The sequence below is a fragment of the Ruegeria sp. AD2(2025) genome, from assembly GCF_056542385.1.
On record NZ_JBQFZS010000001.1, the window covers coordinates 1 to 16,116 of the forward strand.

The 16,116-nt window shown below is 56.3% G+C and carries 16 protein-coding genes; 13 read left to right on the forward strand and 3 right to left on the reverse strand.

The annotated features are described in order from the left end of the window. Positions 1 to 153 precede the first annotated feature (153 nt). The 12 genes from ACR1XV_RS00005 to ACR1XV_RS00060 all read left to right on the forward strand — a co-directional run bounded on the left by ACR1XV_RS00005 (position 154) and on the right by ACR1XV_RS00060 (position 10,893). Complete coding sequence (locus ACR1XV_RS00005; RefSeq protein ID WP_480528211.1) at positions 154 to 432, forward strand: hypothetical protein; 279 nt, start codon at positions 154 to 156, stop codon at positions 430 to 432. Between the two features lie 297 nt (positions 433 to 729). Continuing rightward, positions 730 to 1,062, forward strand: a complete 333-nt coding sequence (locus ACR1XV_RS00010; RefSeq protein WP_480528212.1) for a YegP family protein — start codon at positions 730 to 732, stop codon at positions 1,060 to 1,062. Between the two features lie 236 nt (positions 1,063 to 1,298). After that, complete coding sequence (locus ACR1XV_RS00015; RefSeq protein ID WP_480528213.1) at positions 1,299 to 1,757, forward strand: EF-hand domain-containing protein; 459 nt, start codon at positions 1,299 to 1,301, stop codon at positions 1,755 to 1,757. Positions 1,758 to 1,882: 125 nt separating this feature from the next. Next, positions 1,883 to 2,947 carry a hypothetical protein gene (locus tag ACR1XV_RS00020; protein ID WP_480528214.1) on the forward strand — a complete coding sequence of 355 codons (1,065 nt, stop codon included), beginning with the start codon at positions 1,883 to 1,885 and terminating at the stop codon, positions 2,945 to 2,947. Next, positions 2,944 to 4,473: an ABC transporter transmembrane domain-containing protein gene (locus ACR1XV_RS00025; protein WP_480528215.1), complete on the forward strand. Its 1,530-nt coding sequence runs from the start codon at positions 2,944 to 2,946 to the stop codon at positions 4,471 to 4,473. Before ACR1XV_RS00020 ends, ACR1XV_RS00025 begins: the two co-directional genes overlap by 4 nt. A 1-nt stretch (position 4,474) precedes the next feature. Next, a complete protein-coding gene (locus ACR1XV_RS00030) occupies positions 4,475 to 6,058 on the forward strand; it encodes a sensor histidine kinase (protein WP_480528216.1) in 1,584 nt (527 codons plus the stop codon). A 69-nt stretch (positions 6,059 to 6,127) separates the two neighbouring features. After that, a complete protein-coding gene (locus ACR1XV_RS00035; protein WP_480528217.1) occupies positions 6,128 to 6,799 on the forward strand; it encodes a response regulator transcription factor in 672 nt (223 codons plus the stop codon). Between the two features lie 610 nt (positions 6,800 to 7,409). After that, positions 7,410 to 7,772 (forward strand): hypothetical protein, encoded by a 363-nt coding sequence (locus ACR1XV_RS00040; RefSeq protein ID WP_480528218.1) that lies wholly within the window; start codon positions 7,410 to 7,412, stop codon positions 7,770 to 7,772. 59 nt (positions 7,773 to 7,831) lie between these two features. Continuing rightward, positions 7,832 to 8,368, forward strand: coding sequence for a roadblock/LC7 domain-containing protein (locus ACR1XV_RS00045; RefSeq protein ID WP_480529263.1), 537 nt, complete (start codon positions 7,832 to 7,834; stop codon positions 8,366 to 8,368). 108 nt (positions 8,369 to 8,476) lie between these two features. Next, on the forward strand, positions 8,477 to 9,154 hold the full coding sequence (locus tag ACR1XV_RS00050) for a response regulator (protein ID WP_480528219.1): 678 nt from the start codon (positions 8,477 to 8,479) through the stop codon (positions 9,152 to 9,154). Further along, positions 9,141 to 10,550 (forward strand): HAMP domain-containing sensor histidine kinase, encoded by a 1,410-nt coding sequence (locus ACR1XV_RS00055; protein WP_480528220.1) that lies wholly within the window; start codon positions 9,141 to 9,143, stop codon positions 10,548 to 10,550. Before ACR1XV_RS00050 ends, ACR1XV_RS00055 begins: the two co-directional genes overlap by 14 nt. A gap of 13 nt (positions 10,551 to 10,563) precedes the next feature. Further along, complete coding sequence (locus ACR1XV_RS00060) at positions 10,564 to 10,893, forward strand: hypothetical protein (RefSeq protein ID WP_480528221.1); 330 nt, start codon at positions 10,564 to 10,566, stop codon at positions 10,891 to 10,893. A gap of 315 nt (positions 10,894 to 11,208) precedes the next feature. On the opposite strand, the gene ACR1XV_RS00065 is transcribed toward ACR1XV_RS00060, so the two are convergent. The 3 genes from ACR1XV_RS00065 to ACR1XV_RS00075 form a co-directional block, all read right to left on the reverse strand. Continuing rightward, positions 11,209 to 12,576, reverse strand: a complete 1,368-nt coding sequence (locus ACR1XV_RS00065) for a dipeptidase (RefSeq protein WP_480528222.1) — start codon at positions 12,574 to 12,576, stop codon at positions 11,209 to 11,211. A gap of 282 nt (positions 12,577 to 12,858) precedes the next feature. Next, positions 12,859 to 13,992 carry an MFS transporter gene (locus ACR1XV_RS00070; RefSeq protein ID WP_480528223.1) on the reverse strand — a complete coding sequence of 378 codons (1,134 nt, stop codon included), beginning with the start codon at positions 13,990 to 13,992 and terminating at the stop codon, positions 12,859 to 12,861. 261 nt (positions 13,993 to 14,253) lie between these two features. Next, the gene (locus ACR1XV_RS00075) at positions 14,254 to 15,141 is read right to left on the reverse strand and encodes an AraC family transcriptional regulator (RefSeq protein WP_480528224.1); all 888 of its coding nucleotides are present in this window, start codon (positions 15,139 to 15,141) and stop codon (positions 14,254 to 14,256) included. 161 nt (positions 15,142 to 15,302) lie between these two features. On the opposite strand from ACR1XV_RS00075, the gene ACR1XV_RS00080 reads away from it, so the two are divergent. After that, positions 15,303 to 16,115: an SDR family oxidoreductase gene (locus ACR1XV_RS00080; RefSeq protein ID WP_480528225.1), complete on the forward strand. Its 813-nt coding sequence runs from the start codon at positions 15,303 to 15,305 to the stop codon at positions 16,113 to 16,115. The last annotated feature ends 1 nt before the right edge of the window (position 16,116 follow it).

Here is a 16,116-nt window from a genome sequence, read left to right on the forward strand (position 1 = left end):
CTTTATTTGCCGCACTCGTCGCCCAACTGAACCTTTTGCGTCGCATAATAATGAAGGGACGCGCGCTGTAACACCAATCAACACATGGTTAGCCGACCTTGAGCGGGGCCATCAAATGCTGCAGCCGCAGCCCGCTTTGCCGAAGCTCGTTACGTGAGCACAATCTGGGCAATCTTGAATTCACAGATCGCTGGACAAACCCGTCATCCGAAAACTCACCAGCGCCATCATCCTGACCGTTCCAATAAATATGGCGTGTTAATCATTGGTGTGGCACTTGGGCTTGCCTGCAGCGATCAGTTGCCACAACCTCAGTTTATTGCCGCATTTGGCGATGCATATGAGACCTTCGTAGCGTTTTGGGGCTTTATGTTTTTTGAGGAGGTCCCAAGCGACTTCACGATCTGTGGCATAGTTCTGATTTTGGGGTAGGACTGCTTGTTTTGAATTAGGACAATTGAAGTGCGCGTTCCGTCTGAGAATAATTTCATACTATATGTGAACGCGGGTGATCTTACAGTGTGTCATTGTATTCCATCAACAACAGGCGGAAATCCTTGAATGCGTAGATGACCCGGGTCAGCGCGGAACCAACAGGTCCTTTGTTTGTCAGACTCTGTGGTCGCCCCTTAAGCTGGAGTTCCACAACACAAATTTCTTCTTGTGACTGTCTGGCAAAAAACGCAACGTCGTGGCGCGTTTGGGTTCTACATCAATGAGGTGGCTTACATGGCAGGAAAATTTGAAATTTACGAAGACAAAGCCGGAGAATACCGTTTCCGGCTAAAGGCGGGAAATGGAGAGATCATTCTGGCCAGTGAAGGGTATGTCCAAAAGGCCAGCGCCGAAAACGGCGTCGCATCGGTAAAAACAAACGCTCCGAACGACGATAGGTATGAGCGAAAGGAAACCAAATCCGGTGGCCATATGTTCAACCTGAAAGCCAGCAATGGCCAGATTATCGGAACCAGCGAAAGCTATACAAGTGCATCCGGACGCGACAACGGCATCGAATCCGTCAAGCGCAACGCCCCTGATGCGCGGATCGAAGACCTGACCTGACTTAGACTCGTCCTTGATCGAGCTAACGACCGAGGCAAGCCAAGTTTCACGGTGGCGCGAAGTTGCGCCGCCGATGCCTTATTAACAGGTTTTCCAACCGACATTGCATCAATGCGTTTTCTGAAATTCCCCTCGCACGTTCATTTTCTGTTCATTTTCTGAATATGCGCGCTTCATTTGCACACGCCATATTGTCCTACTGGAGTTAAGAAAACACTGGTTCCCGCGAAGGGCCGATGGGCAAAGGAACATTTGTGTCGGGGAATGGATGTAGGACCAAGCGCTGGCCGGGGGCAATCTGTCACGCCGTCTGCGTTATATTTCTGACTTGTATTCTATGCGTCGGGTTGGGGCACGTCGGCACGGCCGAGGCGCAAACCGCAAGCTTTCGCTCGGTGGATACGAACGCGGATGGTGTTCTGAGTTTTGATGAGCTTGTGGCTGCCTTTGGGACGGCGGGGGCAAGAAAACTGCTTCAGGATATAGATCGCAACACAGACAATCGCATCACGATTATGGAACTGCGTGGTGGACGGGACAACGGGAAGGACAGACAAGACAACCGAGGCACGCGTGAGACCGACGCGGGTAATCGGGGCGAGCGGGAAAACGAAGACGGCGACGACGGTGAGCGCGATAGAGATGACGGTGATGACCGCGATGACGGCGGCGATGATGACAAGGATGACGATTGATCTAGACCCGTCGCGTTCATCTGTCATTCATCTGATCACATGCCGTAGTTTCATCCGGTTTTGCGATTTTTCTCACATGGCGCTGGCAAAACGAAAGCATCGAACAGCCAGTCACGGAGTTAAGCATGACACAGTTTCCCCAAACTACTCCTTTTGCCTGCGACATTGCAAAATGGGCCTTTACTACCCGCAGGGTCGATCGATCCGACGTGCGCGGACTTTCCACGCGGATGGACGCCGCAAAGGCGGGTGATCTGATCCTGTGCGAGATTGCTGAGATCGGGCACCACAAGAAAATTCAATTGGCCGAGCGCCGCGCTTCAGCCAGTTATCCGGGCGATTTCGTAGTCCTTTGCCTGGGGGATCGCTATGCGCCGGATCAGTTTCTGGCCAGTGCAATCATTGATGACGATCTGATTGATCTGGTGGCAGGCGGCGGCGTCGCCGGGCGGGTGGACGCGGCCCATGTCCGTATGGAAGACCCCACCCGGCTGAAACCTCTCGGTTTGCTGACGACTGCGGAGGGGCGGGTGATCAACGTGGCAGATTATGCTCTGCCCGGCCTGCCATCCAATGATCAGGTCACTGTCATCGGTGTTTTTGGCGCATCTATGAACTCTGGCAAAACAACCGCCGCGTCGAGCCTTGGGCACGGCCTGATGCGGTCGGGCTTTGCCGTGGCTGGGATCAAGGCCACCGGCACCGGCGCCTTTGGTGACTTCAATAGCTTCGAGGACGGCGGCGCTCCGGCTCTGGATTTCACGGATGTGGGGATGGCTACCACCTACCGGATGCCACTGACGCAGATCGAAGCGGGCTTTGAAACGCTGGTTGCCACCGCGGCCGAGCGCGGGGCCGAGGTGGTGGTGGTTGAGATTGCCGATGGTGTGTTCCAACAGGAAACCCGGGCCATCCTGCAATCATCGCGCATTCGCGACCGTCTGGATGGAATCCTATTCGCTGCCCCGGATGCGCTGAGCGCGCTTGGCGGTGTGACCGTTTTGGATCAGGCGGGTCTCAGCCCCTTTGCGATTTCGGGGATGGTCAGTTGCTCGCCTCTGGCCGCTGCCGAAGCCACCGAGGTCACGGGCCGCCCGATCCTGTCGCGCGAAGACCTATGGTCGCCCGAGGTCATCACCCAACATGTCGTGCCGCTGATGCGACGCACACCTGAAGATGTGGCCGCATGAAACTCCTCCCCGGATTGGCCACAAGGGACCGCATCATTGATGCGGTCCTGGTGGTGTCCAGCAGCATCCTGCAGGCGGGCGCATTGGCCGTTGCCGCCTTTGCCACTCGGGATGCGTTCGCAGCGCTGCACGCGGGCAATGTCCTGGCCGTGGAAACCGTCGCGCAACTGGCACTGGCAGGAGTTGTCGCGGCGCTGTGTCTGCTGATATCGCAATACCGCGCCGAGGCGTTGGGCCAGAGCTACGCGATCTCGCTGCGTCAGGTTCTGTATCGAAAGATCGCGCGCCTTCCGAAATCCCGCCACGAAGAACGTCGGCTGGGGGCTTTGTCCTTGCGTTTCGTGGGGGATCTTTCGGCGGCTCGCCTCTGGTTTGGCCGGGGCCTGCCTGATGTGTGGTCCGCTGCCGTGGTGATTCCGGGCGCGGGCGCCATTCTTTATGTGCTGAGCCCGGCGCTTGCGATCAGCGGCGTATCTGCGTTGGGGTTCTCTGTTGTGGTGATGGCGGCCTTGGCGTGGCATCTGGGACGTCGGCATCGGAACCTGCGCAGCCGCCGGGCAAATATCGCAATTTCCATGATTGAACGGATCGCGATTGCGCCGGAACTGGACCTGATGGGCCGCACCGGTCGAGAGCTGCGCAGGTTGAACGCTCAAGGCGCATCGCTTCGCAGCGATGCTCTGGCGCGCAGGGGGCGAACCGCCAGTCTTCAGGCAACGCTGCAGATGGGGGTGGCCCTTGCCGGTCTTCTGATGCTCTGGCAAGCCAGCCAAACCGGCATAGCGCCAGCCACGGTTGCTGCCTGTCTTTCGGTCATTGCGCTGGTCGCCCATCCGCTGCAGAGGCTCGCCGGGGCATGGGACCAGTATTGCGCGTGGCGTGTGGCGCGCGAAAAGGCCGAGAGGCTGCTGTCGGAACCCGAGGTGCTGCGGAAAGCGACGCCCTGCACCGGCCCCATTGCAATCGAAATCACCGGAGAAGTTGATCAGACGCCCATCGCGTTCATGGCGGGACATAGCGCTGTCTCGACTCTGACAGGTAAACACGCGATGACCATCGCGCGGTGTATCGCGGGGCTCGACCGGCGCGCGGACATCAACGTGCGCTTCAGCAGGCAGGACAAGACCCCGAAAGTGGCCTTTGTCGGTGATGAACATATCGGCCTTCAGGGCAGTTTGCGCCGTTCCGCAAGCTTGATGTGCAGGAGACGGCCTGGCGACAGGAAGATATCGGAGATCATGCGGCGCTTTGGCTTGTCTGATCTGCTGTCTGCGCCGCGCGGTCTTGATCAGCGCCTGGCAGAAAACGGCAACGGCCTGCTACCGCATCAAACATTGCCGCTGGACCTGGCACGCGCTGTTCTTGGCAGGGCGGATGTCATTGTCATCGCCTCGGTGCGGTGGGAATTGTGCAAATCCCATCAGGCTGACTTGCTTGCGACGCTGCAGGCTCTGTCCAGCGCTACGATCATATTGGTCGAAGAAACCATCCCTCTTAATCTGGAAGAGAACTCAAAGGCCGTCTGACATGCGCTCATCTACCCTGTTTGGTATCTATGCTATGGTTCTTGTCGGTTTTCTTGGCGGGCTGGCGGGCCTGACCTTATACAGCCTCGAAAAAACCCGGTGGTGGGATGCGCGGATACAGTTGGCGCAGGAATCCTATGGGCTGCATCTGCGGCTGGAAGCGGACCTCTACCGCCTGTTCAAGCAGCACGGCGATGCGCTGCTGATCGGGGATCGGGACGACGGGGTGAGTGAAGTCGAACTGCGGGCAAAGATCGCCCAGACTCTGGAAGCGATCCGTAAGACCATCGCGCGTGAGATTCAGATGGTGGGCGACGAAGAGATCGAGGAACTGGAACTGCTTGATGAGATTGAGGATGATATCGAATCCGTCAACGCGGCCATCGCAAGCCTCTCAGCCGAAGGCAACCCGATTGAGACCTTTGTTCAGATAGAACGCCTGGCGGGTCTGCTTGATGGAGATATCGATGACGCGCTTGATCAAAAGATTCAGGCCGCGCTGGATGAAGAGGTTGAAGAGGTCGAGGATGTTCTGGCCGAGGCAATCGCGTTTCGGCAATGGAACGAGCGGTTGGTCTATATGATTGTTCTGGCCGCAATCGCGGTCCTGCTGGTGGGGCTTGTATCGTTCAACCGGCAGATCAGAAAGCCGCTGACACGGTTGGCCGATGGCATCGGTCGCCTGCGCAGGGCCGACTATTCCGAGCCGGTCCATCTTGGTGGCAGTCTGGAGTTTCGCGAACTGGGCACCGTGCTGAACGGCATGGCCGAGGGCCTCGCCGCGCGTGAGGCCAGCCGCGCCGAACAGAAGCGGCGGCTTGAAGATACCGTTGCCGCCAGAACGGCCGAGCTGCAGCAGCTTATCGATAAGCTGGAGACCGGCGAGGAAAACCGCAAGCGGTTGATGGCGGATATAAGCCATGAGCTGCGCACCCCACTGGCCATCATTCTGGGCGAGGCTGATGTTACCCTGCGGACGTCGAATTCCCTGCCCGACGAGGCCTCGGATTCGCTGGCGCGTATTCGGGATTCAGCAAAGCATACCAATCAGATCGTAGACGACATGCTGACCGTTGCGCGATTTGAGGCCGGCCAGTTGAGGCTGGATCGCAGGCAAACCGACCTGCGCAAGATCGTTCATGATGCTGTCGCAATGTTCCCCGACCCGGTTCGGTTCGATAGCCCCGACATCAAAGTGATGGCATCGGTCGATGAGGTGCGTCTCCGCCAATCCGTGCTGGCCCTGCTGCAGAATGCGCGCCGCTATGGGGGGCCGACGATCGGGATCAAACTGGACGAGGGGATTGCTTCGTGCACGATAGCCATCGAGGATGACGGGCCGGGGTTAAGCGCGGCAGAGAAATCCCAGGCCTTTGATCGTTTCTTCCGGGGCTCGAACGCGTCGGGGCAAGGTATCGAAGGCAGCGGCCTGGGGCTGCCGGTGGTAAAATCCATCGTCGAGGCGCATGGTGGAACTGTCGATCTTCAGGATCGGCCCGAGGGCGGGTTGCGGATCGTCATAACCCTGCCAAAGGTTGCCCGGATGAAAGTTGTTCAAACCGGCACGATGCAAAAAAGGGGTTGATGCGCGGACATCAGGGCTAACCTGATTTTGTCGGCGCAGTTTCGAACAGCGAAAGAGTTGAGGCACGTCATGAATATCTTGCTTGTCGAAGATGAGGCCCGCGTTGCCGATTTCATACGGCGCGGTTTATCCGCCGAGGGCTGGGCGGTGGATCACGCTCCGGATGGTGAACATGCCTTGGAGCTTGCCGCGACAAATACCTATGACGTCATTCTTCTGGACCTGATGCTGCCCGGCATTCAGGGGCAGGACGTGTGCCGCAAGCTTCGCGCCCGCAAATCGAAGACACCGATCCTGATGTTGACCGCTCTAGATAGTCCGGAAGAAAGGGTCGAAGGGCTGAAGATCGGCGCGGACGACTACCTGCCCAAGCCGTTCGATTTCGACGAGCTGATCGCGCGGGTCGAGGCACTGCACCGCCGCGCCAACGGGTATGCAAGCAATCTCAGCGAGACCGAGATCATCTGCGGAGATCTGAAGTTTGATCGGACATCGCTTCAGGTTTCGGTAGCAGGGCAAGAAATCAAGCTGTCAAAGAAAGAGCGTGATCTGCTGCTGCTCTTTCTTACCAACACAGGCCGTGTGCTGTCGCGCGAACGCATCCTGAATTCTGTCTGGGGGGTGCATGAGGACCCGTTGACAAATGTAGTCGACGTCTATGTTGGCCGCTTGCGCCGCAAGATCGGGGCCGAAGGCCAGCGGATCGTGACGCTCAGAAACGTTGGATATCGGATGGGCTGAGTGCGGTATTGGAGCAGCGCAAGAAGTGACGGGCGGGACCAGAACCTGCAAATCTGTCATGATTTTGATCTTGGTGAAAAGTAACTGCAAGAAAGCAAACACATGATGCATGGGTGGATTGATTAGCAGAACTTCGAGGGTTGGTGGATCCACAGCCCGCCCAAACCGGGGCACACCGGCATCTGGCGATGCCACTCACTCCAAGAACCCCGCCAATCCTCGCGGCGGCTTTCTCCAGGTGTTTCGGCGCAGTGGAGGAGGTCGCCTATTTTTTTGATCTGGCGGACTTCTGAAAGCAGTGAGTGTTAGCCTTAGATTGTCAAATCTTATATTTTGTAGAACCAAATTTATTGTGGGAGGGCACGCTGCATTCTGTAGGGCACAGTTCTGGACATCATTACGTAACGTCAGGGATTTGCGCTGAAATATATAGGAAAAATCTCTTTAATAATTGATATTAAATGATAATTTAGGAACCTTGAAAGCGACCTGACCGACAAGCGGACCTGCACAGGCCAATCTTACATATTTTTAAAGATTCTGAATAATTCAGTTAAACTGAATATCGCCTCTACACTCATCTGTCGGTTTGTATGAGTCGTGGGCAAGCATGTTAAGCATCATCATCTGCGCGATCGCATATGTCAGCTTTGAGTGCACCAACCTGTGGTGCGTCCTTGCAGGTGACAAAGGCGATGCGATCTCTCCGCTACTCGCGTGTCAGACACCGTTTGGGTATTGGTCGGTGCTGAGTGCCGCACGGCTATTGTGGCAGACGGCTGATATTATGCCGATACAACCTGCGCCGCCGTTTCGGTTGCATGCCAACACGCTCGCCTTGCCGCGTCGGCGTGCCGCCGCGCCAAGAGCGCTTCCGCAGATCGACGAGCAACTCATAGACACGTTGCTGCGCCATACAAACAGCGTGATGACTCCGGGCGCGAGGCCGCGGACCACGTCAGTGATGTTCTAAACGATGCTGCTTTCATACCCCGGAAACAACTTTCCACCCAGAACCAATGAGTGAAGACGATGGAAAAAAACAAACAAAGCTCTCTATCGGCCGCCACGCGGTTTGGCGAACGGTTTGGGCTGGTCCGGACATACAAGATCAAGATCCCAGGCACTGGCCCTGCGAATGAAGAATCTGAGCCGCGAAATGGCACCTCTGACAGAAAAAGAGCTGCCGGTTTTAACCTAACGAAGGAGAAGATGATGTCTTTGGACATATCAAAACTCAGTGAAATCAAAGGCCTGATTGGTGCTTGTCTGGTTGACAGTGACACCGGCCTGACCCTTGCAACCGAAGGCGGAGCTAAGTTCGACCTTGAAACCGCAGGCGCGGCGAATGTGGAAGTTGTGCGCGCCAAGCTGCAGGCAATCGATGCGTTGAAGCTGAATGACGTGATCGAGGATATTCTCATCACGCTGGGCAAGCAGTTCCATCTGATCAGACCCCTGGAAAAGAACCCGAATATCTTCGTCTACGTCGCTCTGGACAAGAAGACCGCCAATCTGGGGCTGGCCCGTCTTCAGGTGAAAGCCGTCGAAGAGACGTTGAGTTTATAGATGACCCCCTCGCGCCAACGGTTCAGGCGCAGTAGTGTGCCTGAACCACCCGTACGAGGGCTTATTGCGTCAGCGTTGCTTTCTGCAATGTGATTGAAAGCCGGAACCATGAAAATTCTAGTCGCCGAAGACGATGTCAAAACCGCGGAGTTCGTGATCTCAGGGCTCCGCTCCAGCGGGTTTACGGTTGAGTGGTTCGAGGATGGGCGCGATGCTCTGTCATACTGCCTGTACAACCAATGCGATGCGGTGATCCTTGACCGGGTGCTGCCCGGCATGGACGGCATGTCGATATTGAAAGCGCTGCGCGCGGCGCAAAATCAAACGCCGGTGTTGTTTCTGACCTCAATTAGCGACGTGAGTGATCGCGTCGAAGGTCTGACCGAAGGGGCGGATGATTATCTGGTCAAGCCCTTTCACTTCTCAGAGCTTCTGGCCCGTCTGCAGAGCGTGCTGAAACGGCGCACCGACAGGGTCGAGGCGACGGAATTGCGCGTTCTGGATTTGTCGATGAATCTACTGAAACGTCTGGTTCGCCGACAGGATCAAACGATCGATCTGAAACCACGAGAGTTCGCGCTGTTGGAACTTCTCATGCGCAACTCGGGCAGGATCGTGACCAGAAACATGATCCTCGAACAAGTTTGGGATTACAACTTCGATCCGAACTCGACGGTGATCGAGACCTATATCAGCCGTCTCAGAACCAAAATCGACAAACCGTTCGAGGTCGCGCTTTTGCATACAGTTCGAAATGTCGGGTACAGCCTCCATGGACCGCGCTAGTATTTTCTCGGGGGCGCCGTTTAGAACCGCGTGCTATGCGGCGCTTGTTGTCTGGGTCATCACGGCGGTATTTGGATACGCTGCCTATGTCGCACTGAAAGACACGCTCCGGGCCAATCTCGAGCAACAAATTCTGGAAGAGGAACTGCTGCTACATGAAATCCTGCTGGATGGCGGCACAGACGCGCTCCAGCGCGCGGTCGACCACCTGAACAGCCCGAACCGAACCAGACTGCATATAATTGCGCTGTTCGACAAGCATAACTCTGCCCTTGCAGGCACTGTGGCCAAGATACCCGAAACAAATGGCTGGCACGAAGTTGACCCTGATTTTGTTGAAATCGGGGGCGGCAGCCCTGTTTATCTGCTCAGAGCATCCGACTACCTCGGGTATCGCACCGTAGTCGCACGCAGCATGGCATCGATGAACCAGGCATTAACCACTCTATGGGAAAGCCTGGTGCTCCTCACCATTGCAACCACCATCGTCGTTCTCGGGCTTGGCTATTGGGTAAGCTATTACAGCTACGGCAAGCTCAGGCGCATTGAAAAGACACTCGACATGGTTTCCAAAGGGAATACTGAGGCCCGCCTTCCGGTTTCAAGCCTTAACGATCAGATTGATCGGGTGTCACGCCTTATGAACCGTCATCTGGATCGGTTGTCCAGTTTGATAATCAGCACGCAGACCACTGCCGTCACCATCGCCCACGATCTAAAGACTCCTCTATCCCACGGGTTTCTGGCACTGCAGCAGGTTTTTGCGGAACTGGACTATGGCGGCGACCCACGGCCAAAACTATTTGAACTGGAACAAGAGCTCAAACGGCTCAGCGCCGTGTTCGACACCATTCTCAGGATATCGCGGATCGAAGCCGGTACTTATAGACGGCCGTTCTCGACCGTTAATTTGAGCGCCCTAGTCGCTGATGCGGTCGAGACCTTTCTGCCCGTGGCCGAAGACCAGCAGATGAACATCACAGCGGATTTTAACGCCGATACCATACTGGTCCGGGGTGATGAGCAGATGCTGAAGCAACTTCTGGTCAACCTGATCAACAATGCGATCAAATACTGCCCGCCCCAAGCCTGGATACGGGTCTCGCTTGTGGCCAGCAACGACTCGGTGGTGCTGGAGGTCTCAGATAATGGCTTTGGCGTGCCCGGCCCGCTTCTTGATAAGATATTTGACGCGTTTTACCGCGTCGATGGGCATCGTAAGGAAAGCGGAAACGGCCTGGGTCTGGCGCTGGTCAAAGCCGTCGCTCTACGACATGGCGCTAAGATTTCAGCCAATAACAACGATCCTGGGCTGAGGATTAGCGTCAGCTTCGGCAAACCCGAAGTGAGCACTATAGAAAACGACGTGTTCGATGGTCGTAATAAGAAAACCTGAAACGAGGTGTATTATGCTGGGAAAACTGGTTCTGATGAGCGGCGTAGCCTGTGCTTCGAGTGCCGTTGCAAGCGGAATGGAGTTTCACTGCTTATCAGATGTAACAAGCGACGAGATCAGAATTTCACAACCCGAAGAAGGCGCAGACGCGCAAATAGTGTTTCACGACATCAAAGGGTCTGCGACGATCGCGCATGGCCTTGATGGTGTAACCTTTATCCATATCAAAGAAAACGAAGTCTGGACGCTTGCTCTACACTTCCCCACGATGAAGTATGAACTGTCCGCACATGGATCAGAAAACCTCGAAGATCATGGTCAGTGTACGCAAAACAGCGAATGAGTTGAGACCATTGCGAGAATACGCTCGCTCTCCGAGCAATCGCACCGGGTTGGTGTAAGACGACCTTTGTGCGCCCTCATTGAAGGTCGGCTTTTCGTCGTTCCAATTCCCGATCGTAGCCGTTTACCAAGGCTCAAACGGATGGTCGTGCAGTTCGTGTTGTAAGCAAAATGACATCCCCACGACCTGCCTTCTTTGACCCCATCTCGAAGCGGCCATCCCTCCATGGCGCAGCATCCGGCGCTTTGGGCGCCTTCCGGAACTGGACTGCAACGCATCATCTTGGAATTCCATGATCCGCCTACGCCGGGTTGGCTATTCGCCCAGCCGTTCCATCAGCCGAGCGTAGGCTGTCTGGCCGCGTCTGAAAGTTGGCAGGCGGAAGAACTCGTCCGGCGCGTGTTGGTTTTCGTCCTCGTGTCCGAACGCAAACATGACGGCATGTAACCCCAACTCATCCAGCAATGTCGACATCACCGGAATCGAGCCTCCAACGCGGGTTTTGTAAGCGGGTTTCCCATATACTTCTTCGAGAACCTGCCCCGCGACGGCAGTGGCATTGTGCCCTGCGGGCACAAGAAACGGGTCCGCTCGCCCGGGGTTGCGCGAGACCTGAGCGGTGACACCCGGGGGACAAAAAACCTCGACATGGGCGGCGATCAACTCAAAGATCTTTTCCGGGTTCTGGTTTGCAACCAGGCGGCAGGTGATCTTGGCCGAGGCAACCGCGGGCAAGACGGTCTTTGTACCTTCACCTTGCCAACCGCTGGTCAGCCCGTTGACCTCAAGCGTCGGGCGCGCCCACAGGTTTTCGCGTGTTGTGTATCCCGGTTCACCCAGCGTCGCAGGGGCACCGGTCTGGGACAGATACGCCGCCTCATCCCATGGCACCCGCGCAATCGCCGAGCGATCTTCGTCGGTCAACTCGACGACATCATCATAAAACCCATCGACAGTGATCCGCCCGTCGGTTGACTTCATGCTGGCCAACAATTGGGCCAATGCCATCGCCGGGTTCGCGACACCCCCGCCATGCATACCGGAATGTAGATCGGACTTTGCGCCCTGTACAAAGATCTCAAGTGAAGTAAGACCTTTCAGACCCAGAACCAACTGCGGCGTTTCGGTGTCCCACTGGCTTCCGTCTGCGGAAAAGATCATATCGGCCTGAAGCCGGTCGAGGTTTGCCTCGATAAAAGGTGGGAGGTCGGGAGATCCGATCTCTTCCTGACCCTCAAAGAAAAACCGAACGTTGACTGGCAGTTTGCCAGTCTCTGCCAGCAGCGCCTCGGCCGCAAGGATGGGGATGAGCATGGCACCTTTGTCATCCGTCGCCCCGCGCCCGTAAATCCGGTCTCCGCGGATCGTCGGCTCGAACGGAGGCGAAGACCAGAGATCAAAAGGTTCGGCCGGTTGCACATCGAAATGGCCATAGATCAGGATCGTGGGCGCATCGGCTCCGGCATGCAGCCAATCGGCACAGACCACCGGATGGCCTGCGGTGTCCATCATCTGGATGTTTTCCATTCCCGCCGCAGCCAACCGATCAACGACCCATTGCCCGGCTTTTCGAACATCGCCCGCGTTCTCAGGTTTGGCTGAAACCGATGGAATACGAATGAAGTCGCACAGCTCTTCGACAAAGCGCGATTGGTGTGTGTCGAGATATTCGGTCCAGCTCATTCCATGCCCTCTCTGATGCCACGCTTAACTTACGAAACTAGACGTCTCCTGCAAGCCTGCCGAAGACAACTAGTTGACCGGTCCTACCCGATAACGGCTGAGCGAAGTCAGCCCTTTCCGGACCTTCACCCCATAGTCTCCATGCTGCGGCGCGGCCCGTCGAACCTGCCGTTCGCTGCGAGCCCAGAATCAAAGGCTGACTGAACTCGCGAAATGCGGACTTAGTGACCTTTCGCGGCGGCCACGATAAGATCAGCTTTCCCACTCGACTGCGACACGCTCTCATCTACTGATAGAACCGAACGCAACCGTCACCGCAGCCGTCAGGGCCAACAGAACCAATGCACCAACGGGTAGCGCCCAAAGCCCGATATTGATGCCTAACGCGCTTGCCAGTGCTGTTCCCAACGCTATGCCGAGGTAGCTTGCTGACGAGTTAAGTGCGAGGATAAAACCGTGGTGTTCCCCGGCCACTAAACCCACAAGACGGCTTTGCTGAGGCGTTGCGAACAGGGTGCCCATAAACGCGCATCCAGCAAGAACCATCGCACCCAAGTATGGCCCCAGATCGAGAAGCATCAGAGAAAGAAACGCAGCGAGACCAACGAAACTCGCCCAAACCAAAGGGCCAGATCCAATGCGATCCGAAAGAGCGCCTGCGACGGCATTCCCGGCAACACCTAGAATGCCGAACAGAAGGATTGCGATTGGAAGCCCGCCTGCGCTGACACCGAACCGCTGACCCAGCAACTCCCCCATCAGTGCATAGGTAACAAACTGCGTCGATAGCATACCCACCGTCCCCATTAGCAGGAGCGCTGGAGCGAGGAGACGCAGGCCTTCTGAGGGCTGTTTCAGCGGTGCACGTGCTGTGTCTGTGTCGCGCGGTATATAGATCGCTGCTAACGCAACAAAGAGAAGAGCGGCCAGACCTATGGCGGCAATGGCCCCACGCCATCCAAGCAAAAGTGCCAGCCACGTCGCAATCGGCACGCCACCGACGGTTGCAAGGGTGAACCCGGCAAAGACTGTGGCCAAGACCGCACCGCGCCGGTCCACAGGAACCAAAGAAATCGCAAGTGCTGCGCTGGTGGGCGCGATGAGCGCACCGCCAAAGGCAGACGCGATACGTGCAACGAGAAGCGCTTGAAACGACGCCGCCAGCGCCGACCAGATTAGGGAAACTGCGAGAATACTCGCGCCCGTAAGGATAAGCGCTCGAGGTATAAGACGTCGCCCCAGGGTGAATTGCGCGAGGGGTGCGGTCAGGGCAAAGGTCGCGGCGAATGCTGTCACGAGCCACCCTGCGTCTGCTGGGTCCGTGGCCAGGTCGCGCGTCAGCGCCGGTCCCAAGCCCAATATGCTTAGCGACGTCGTGCCAATAACGAACATTCCCAAGGCAAGAATCCAAGGCATGCGCTTGCTGATTACCTGTGTTTGCACAGAGATGCGGTTCTAATTGTTTGGAGGGATAATATTAAGGTACACCTTTTGCCAAATTCCGAAACCCGACATTCGCCGTGGCTGCGTAATCCAGAAGTTGGCGAACCGGAAAACTGCGGGACAAATTACAAGTTCTCCGCATCTGCGCCAGTTGTCGCTTTCAGAAATTGATCAACTCGAAAGCCTTGGCTCGTGGCTGTACTGCGACGGTTGAGTTTGATCACTTCAACCTTGTTAGACAGTTTGGGAAACGCGGTCCTGTCTTGGAGACTGCCCGAATTTGCGAGCATATTCTCGTGAAAATTGAGCCGGGCTTTCATATCCGACCCCATAGGCAATCTCTGATATCTTCGAGCCGGTGGTTTGAATCTCGCTCCGGGCATGAAGCAGGCGCAAGTCTTTCTGGTATTGCAGCGGCGAGGTTCCCGTGACGGCTTTGAACTGTTCAAAGAAGGCCGAACTGCTCATACCCACGCGCCGGGCAAGGTCTCCGACGACAAGAGGATTAGCCAAATCTGACCGGATTTCGTGCGTCGCCGCGAAAATCCGGCTGGCCGTATTGTCGTGCCACACCAGCTTTTGCAGCGTGCCGCCATGTTGTCCGATCAGAAGGCGGGCATGGATTTCCCGCGCCGTGATCGGCGCCAGCATGTGACGCGTCTCTTCGGTTTCGCATTGCTGAAAATACCGCAACAGGGCGCTTTTTGTTTCGTCATCGGTTTCCGCGAGGCAGATCGAAAATGGATCAGTCGCTCGATGGGTGGATGACTGCGGCAGTGACGCGGCCAGGGCGCGCAAGAGATCCAGATCAAGGGGGAACACGAGCGCGACGTAGGGGTGTTCGGGGGTGGCCTCGGTAATCCTTGAGACAACCGGCAGCGCGTTGCTGACGATCAGCGACTGCCCGGCCCGCACGGTGAGTGTTCTGGTGCTGGTTCCTACCTCTTTGGCGCCTTGCAAGACCGCGCATAGCAGCGGGCGATAGACATTTGCGTCGTGTTGGGTGGTCGACGGATGGGTGAGAAAAACCGCCCCGCTTTCCTTATGTGTCAGGACACCCTGCGCGACGCCTGCTTGGTCAAGCAGTGTCCGAATATAGTCCAATAGAGTCCGAGGTCCCATGAATGCCTCCTGTGTTGCCCCCATCGTTAGCACGCAACCAACGAGCGCTATTGCTGAAAACGTCTACCTGCAGAGGATTGTGCAAGAAAAATGGAGAATTTTGAGAGATACATCCTGTTTTGACGATTATTATGTTCTTATAAACTTGTGGAGCAAAAAACATGAAGACCATTCTGATCACCGGGGCGTCATCCGGTATTGGCGCGGCAACTGCCCGATATTTTCAAGCGAATGGTTGGAACGTCATTGCCACGATGCGCAACCCCGCAGGCAGCGCGGATTTCGGGGCTTTGGACAACGTACATCTGGCTCACCTGGATGTGACGGATGCGGGCTCAATCGCAACGGCTGTGGGCGAAGGCATCGAACGGTTTGGGCAGATTGATGTTTTGCTGAACAATGCGGGCTACGGTGCCTATGGTGCGTTAGAGGCCTTTTCGATGGATCGCATCCGGCGTCAGTTTGACACCAACGTGCTCGGGTTGATGGAGGTGACCAAAGCGGTTTTGCCCCATTTCCGTCAGAACCGGTCGGGCACGGTCATTAATATCTCGTCAATCGGAGGACAGATCACGTTTCCGCTCGGTGCGCTCTATCATGGCACCAAGTTCGCGGTAGAAGGGCTTTCTGAGGCGCTGCACTACGAGTTGGAGCCGCTTGGTATTCGGGTCCGTATTGTCCAGCCTGGAATGATACGGACCAACTTTGGCGGTAGTTCTTTCGATCTCGCGATAGATCAGAACCTTCCTGATTACGCGCCAATGGCCGAAGCCATGGGACGCCTGTTTGGCAAGCTGGCCGCGAACCCTTCTGAACCAGAAACTGTCGCTCAGGTCATTTGGGATGCGGCCAACGAGACCGGCAACCGCCTGCGTTTTCGGGCAGGGCCTGATGCTGAAGAACTGCTTGATGCGCGCAAACAACAGGATGACGAAACGTTCATCGGTGGTCTTAAGCAAAAGATGGCGCCCTGAG

What these genes read in the sequence shown, in the direction of transcription:
- ACR1XV_RS00055 (WP_480528220.1), top strand. Translation starts at nt 9,141, where the DNA reads ATGGACCGCGCTAGTATTTTCTCGGGGGCGCCGTTTAGAACCGCGTGC.
- ACR1XV_RS00020 (WP_480528214.1), top strand. Translation starts at nt 1,883, where the DNA reads ATGACACAGTTTCCCCAAACTACTCCTTTTGCCTGCGACATTGCAAAA.
- ACR1XV_RS00060 (WP_480528221.1), top strand. Translation starts at nt 10,564, where the DNA reads ATGCTGGGAAAACTGGTTCTGATGAGCGGCGTAGCCTGTGCTTCGAGT.
- ACR1XV_RS00070 (WP_480528223.1), bottom strand. Translation starts at nt 13,992, where the DNA reads ATGCCTTGGATTCTTGCCTTGGGAATGTTCGTTATTGGCACGACGTCG.
- ACR1XV_RS00045 (WP_480529263.1), top strand. Translation starts at nt 7,832, where the DNA reads ATGGAAAAAAACAAACAAAGCTCTCTATCGGCCGCCACGCGGTTTGGC.
- ACR1XV_RS00030 (WP_480528216.1), top strand. Translation starts at nt 4,475, where the DNA reads ATGCGCTCATCTACCCTGTTTGGTATCTATGCTATGGTTCTTGTCGGT.
- ACR1XV_RS00025 (WP_480528215.1), top strand. Translation starts at nt 2,944, where the DNA reads ATGAAACTCCTCCCCGGATTGGCCACAAGGGACCGCATCATTGATGCG.
- ACR1XV_RS00010 (WP_480528212.1), top strand. Translation starts at nt 730, where the DNA reads ATGGCAGGAAAATTTGAAATTTACGAAGACAAAGCCGGAGAATACCGT.
- ACR1XV_RS00035 (WP_480528217.1), top strand. Translation starts at nt 6,128, where the DNA reads ATGAATATCTTGCTTGTCGAAGATGAGGCCCGCGTTGCCGATTTCATA.
- ACR1XV_RS00015 (WP_480528213.1), top strand. Translation starts at nt 1,299, where the DNA reads ATGGGCAAAGGAACATTTGTGTCGGGGAATGGATGTAGGACCAAGCGC.
- ACR1XV_RS00050 (WP_480528219.1), top strand. Translation starts at nt 8,477, where the DNA reads ATGAAAATTCTAGTCGCCGAAGACGATGTCAAAACCGCGGAGTTCGTG.
- ACR1XV_RS00065 (WP_480528222.1), bottom strand. Translation starts at nt 12,576, where the DNA reads ATGAGCTGGACCGAATATCTCGACACACACCAATCGCGCTTTGTCGAA.
- ACR1XV_RS00075 (WP_480528224.1), bottom strand. Translation starts at nt 15,141, where the DNA reads ATGGGACCTCGGACTCTATTGGACTATATTCGGACACTGCTTGACCAA.
- ACR1XV_RS00040 (WP_480528218.1), top strand. Translation starts at nt 7,410, where the DNA reads ATGTTAAGCATCATCATCTGCGCGATCGCATATGTCAGCTTTGAGTGC.
- ACR1XV_RS00080 (WP_480528225.1), top strand. Translation starts at nt 15,303, where the DNA reads ATGAAGACCATTCTGATCACCGGGGCGTCATCCGGTATTGGCGCGGCA.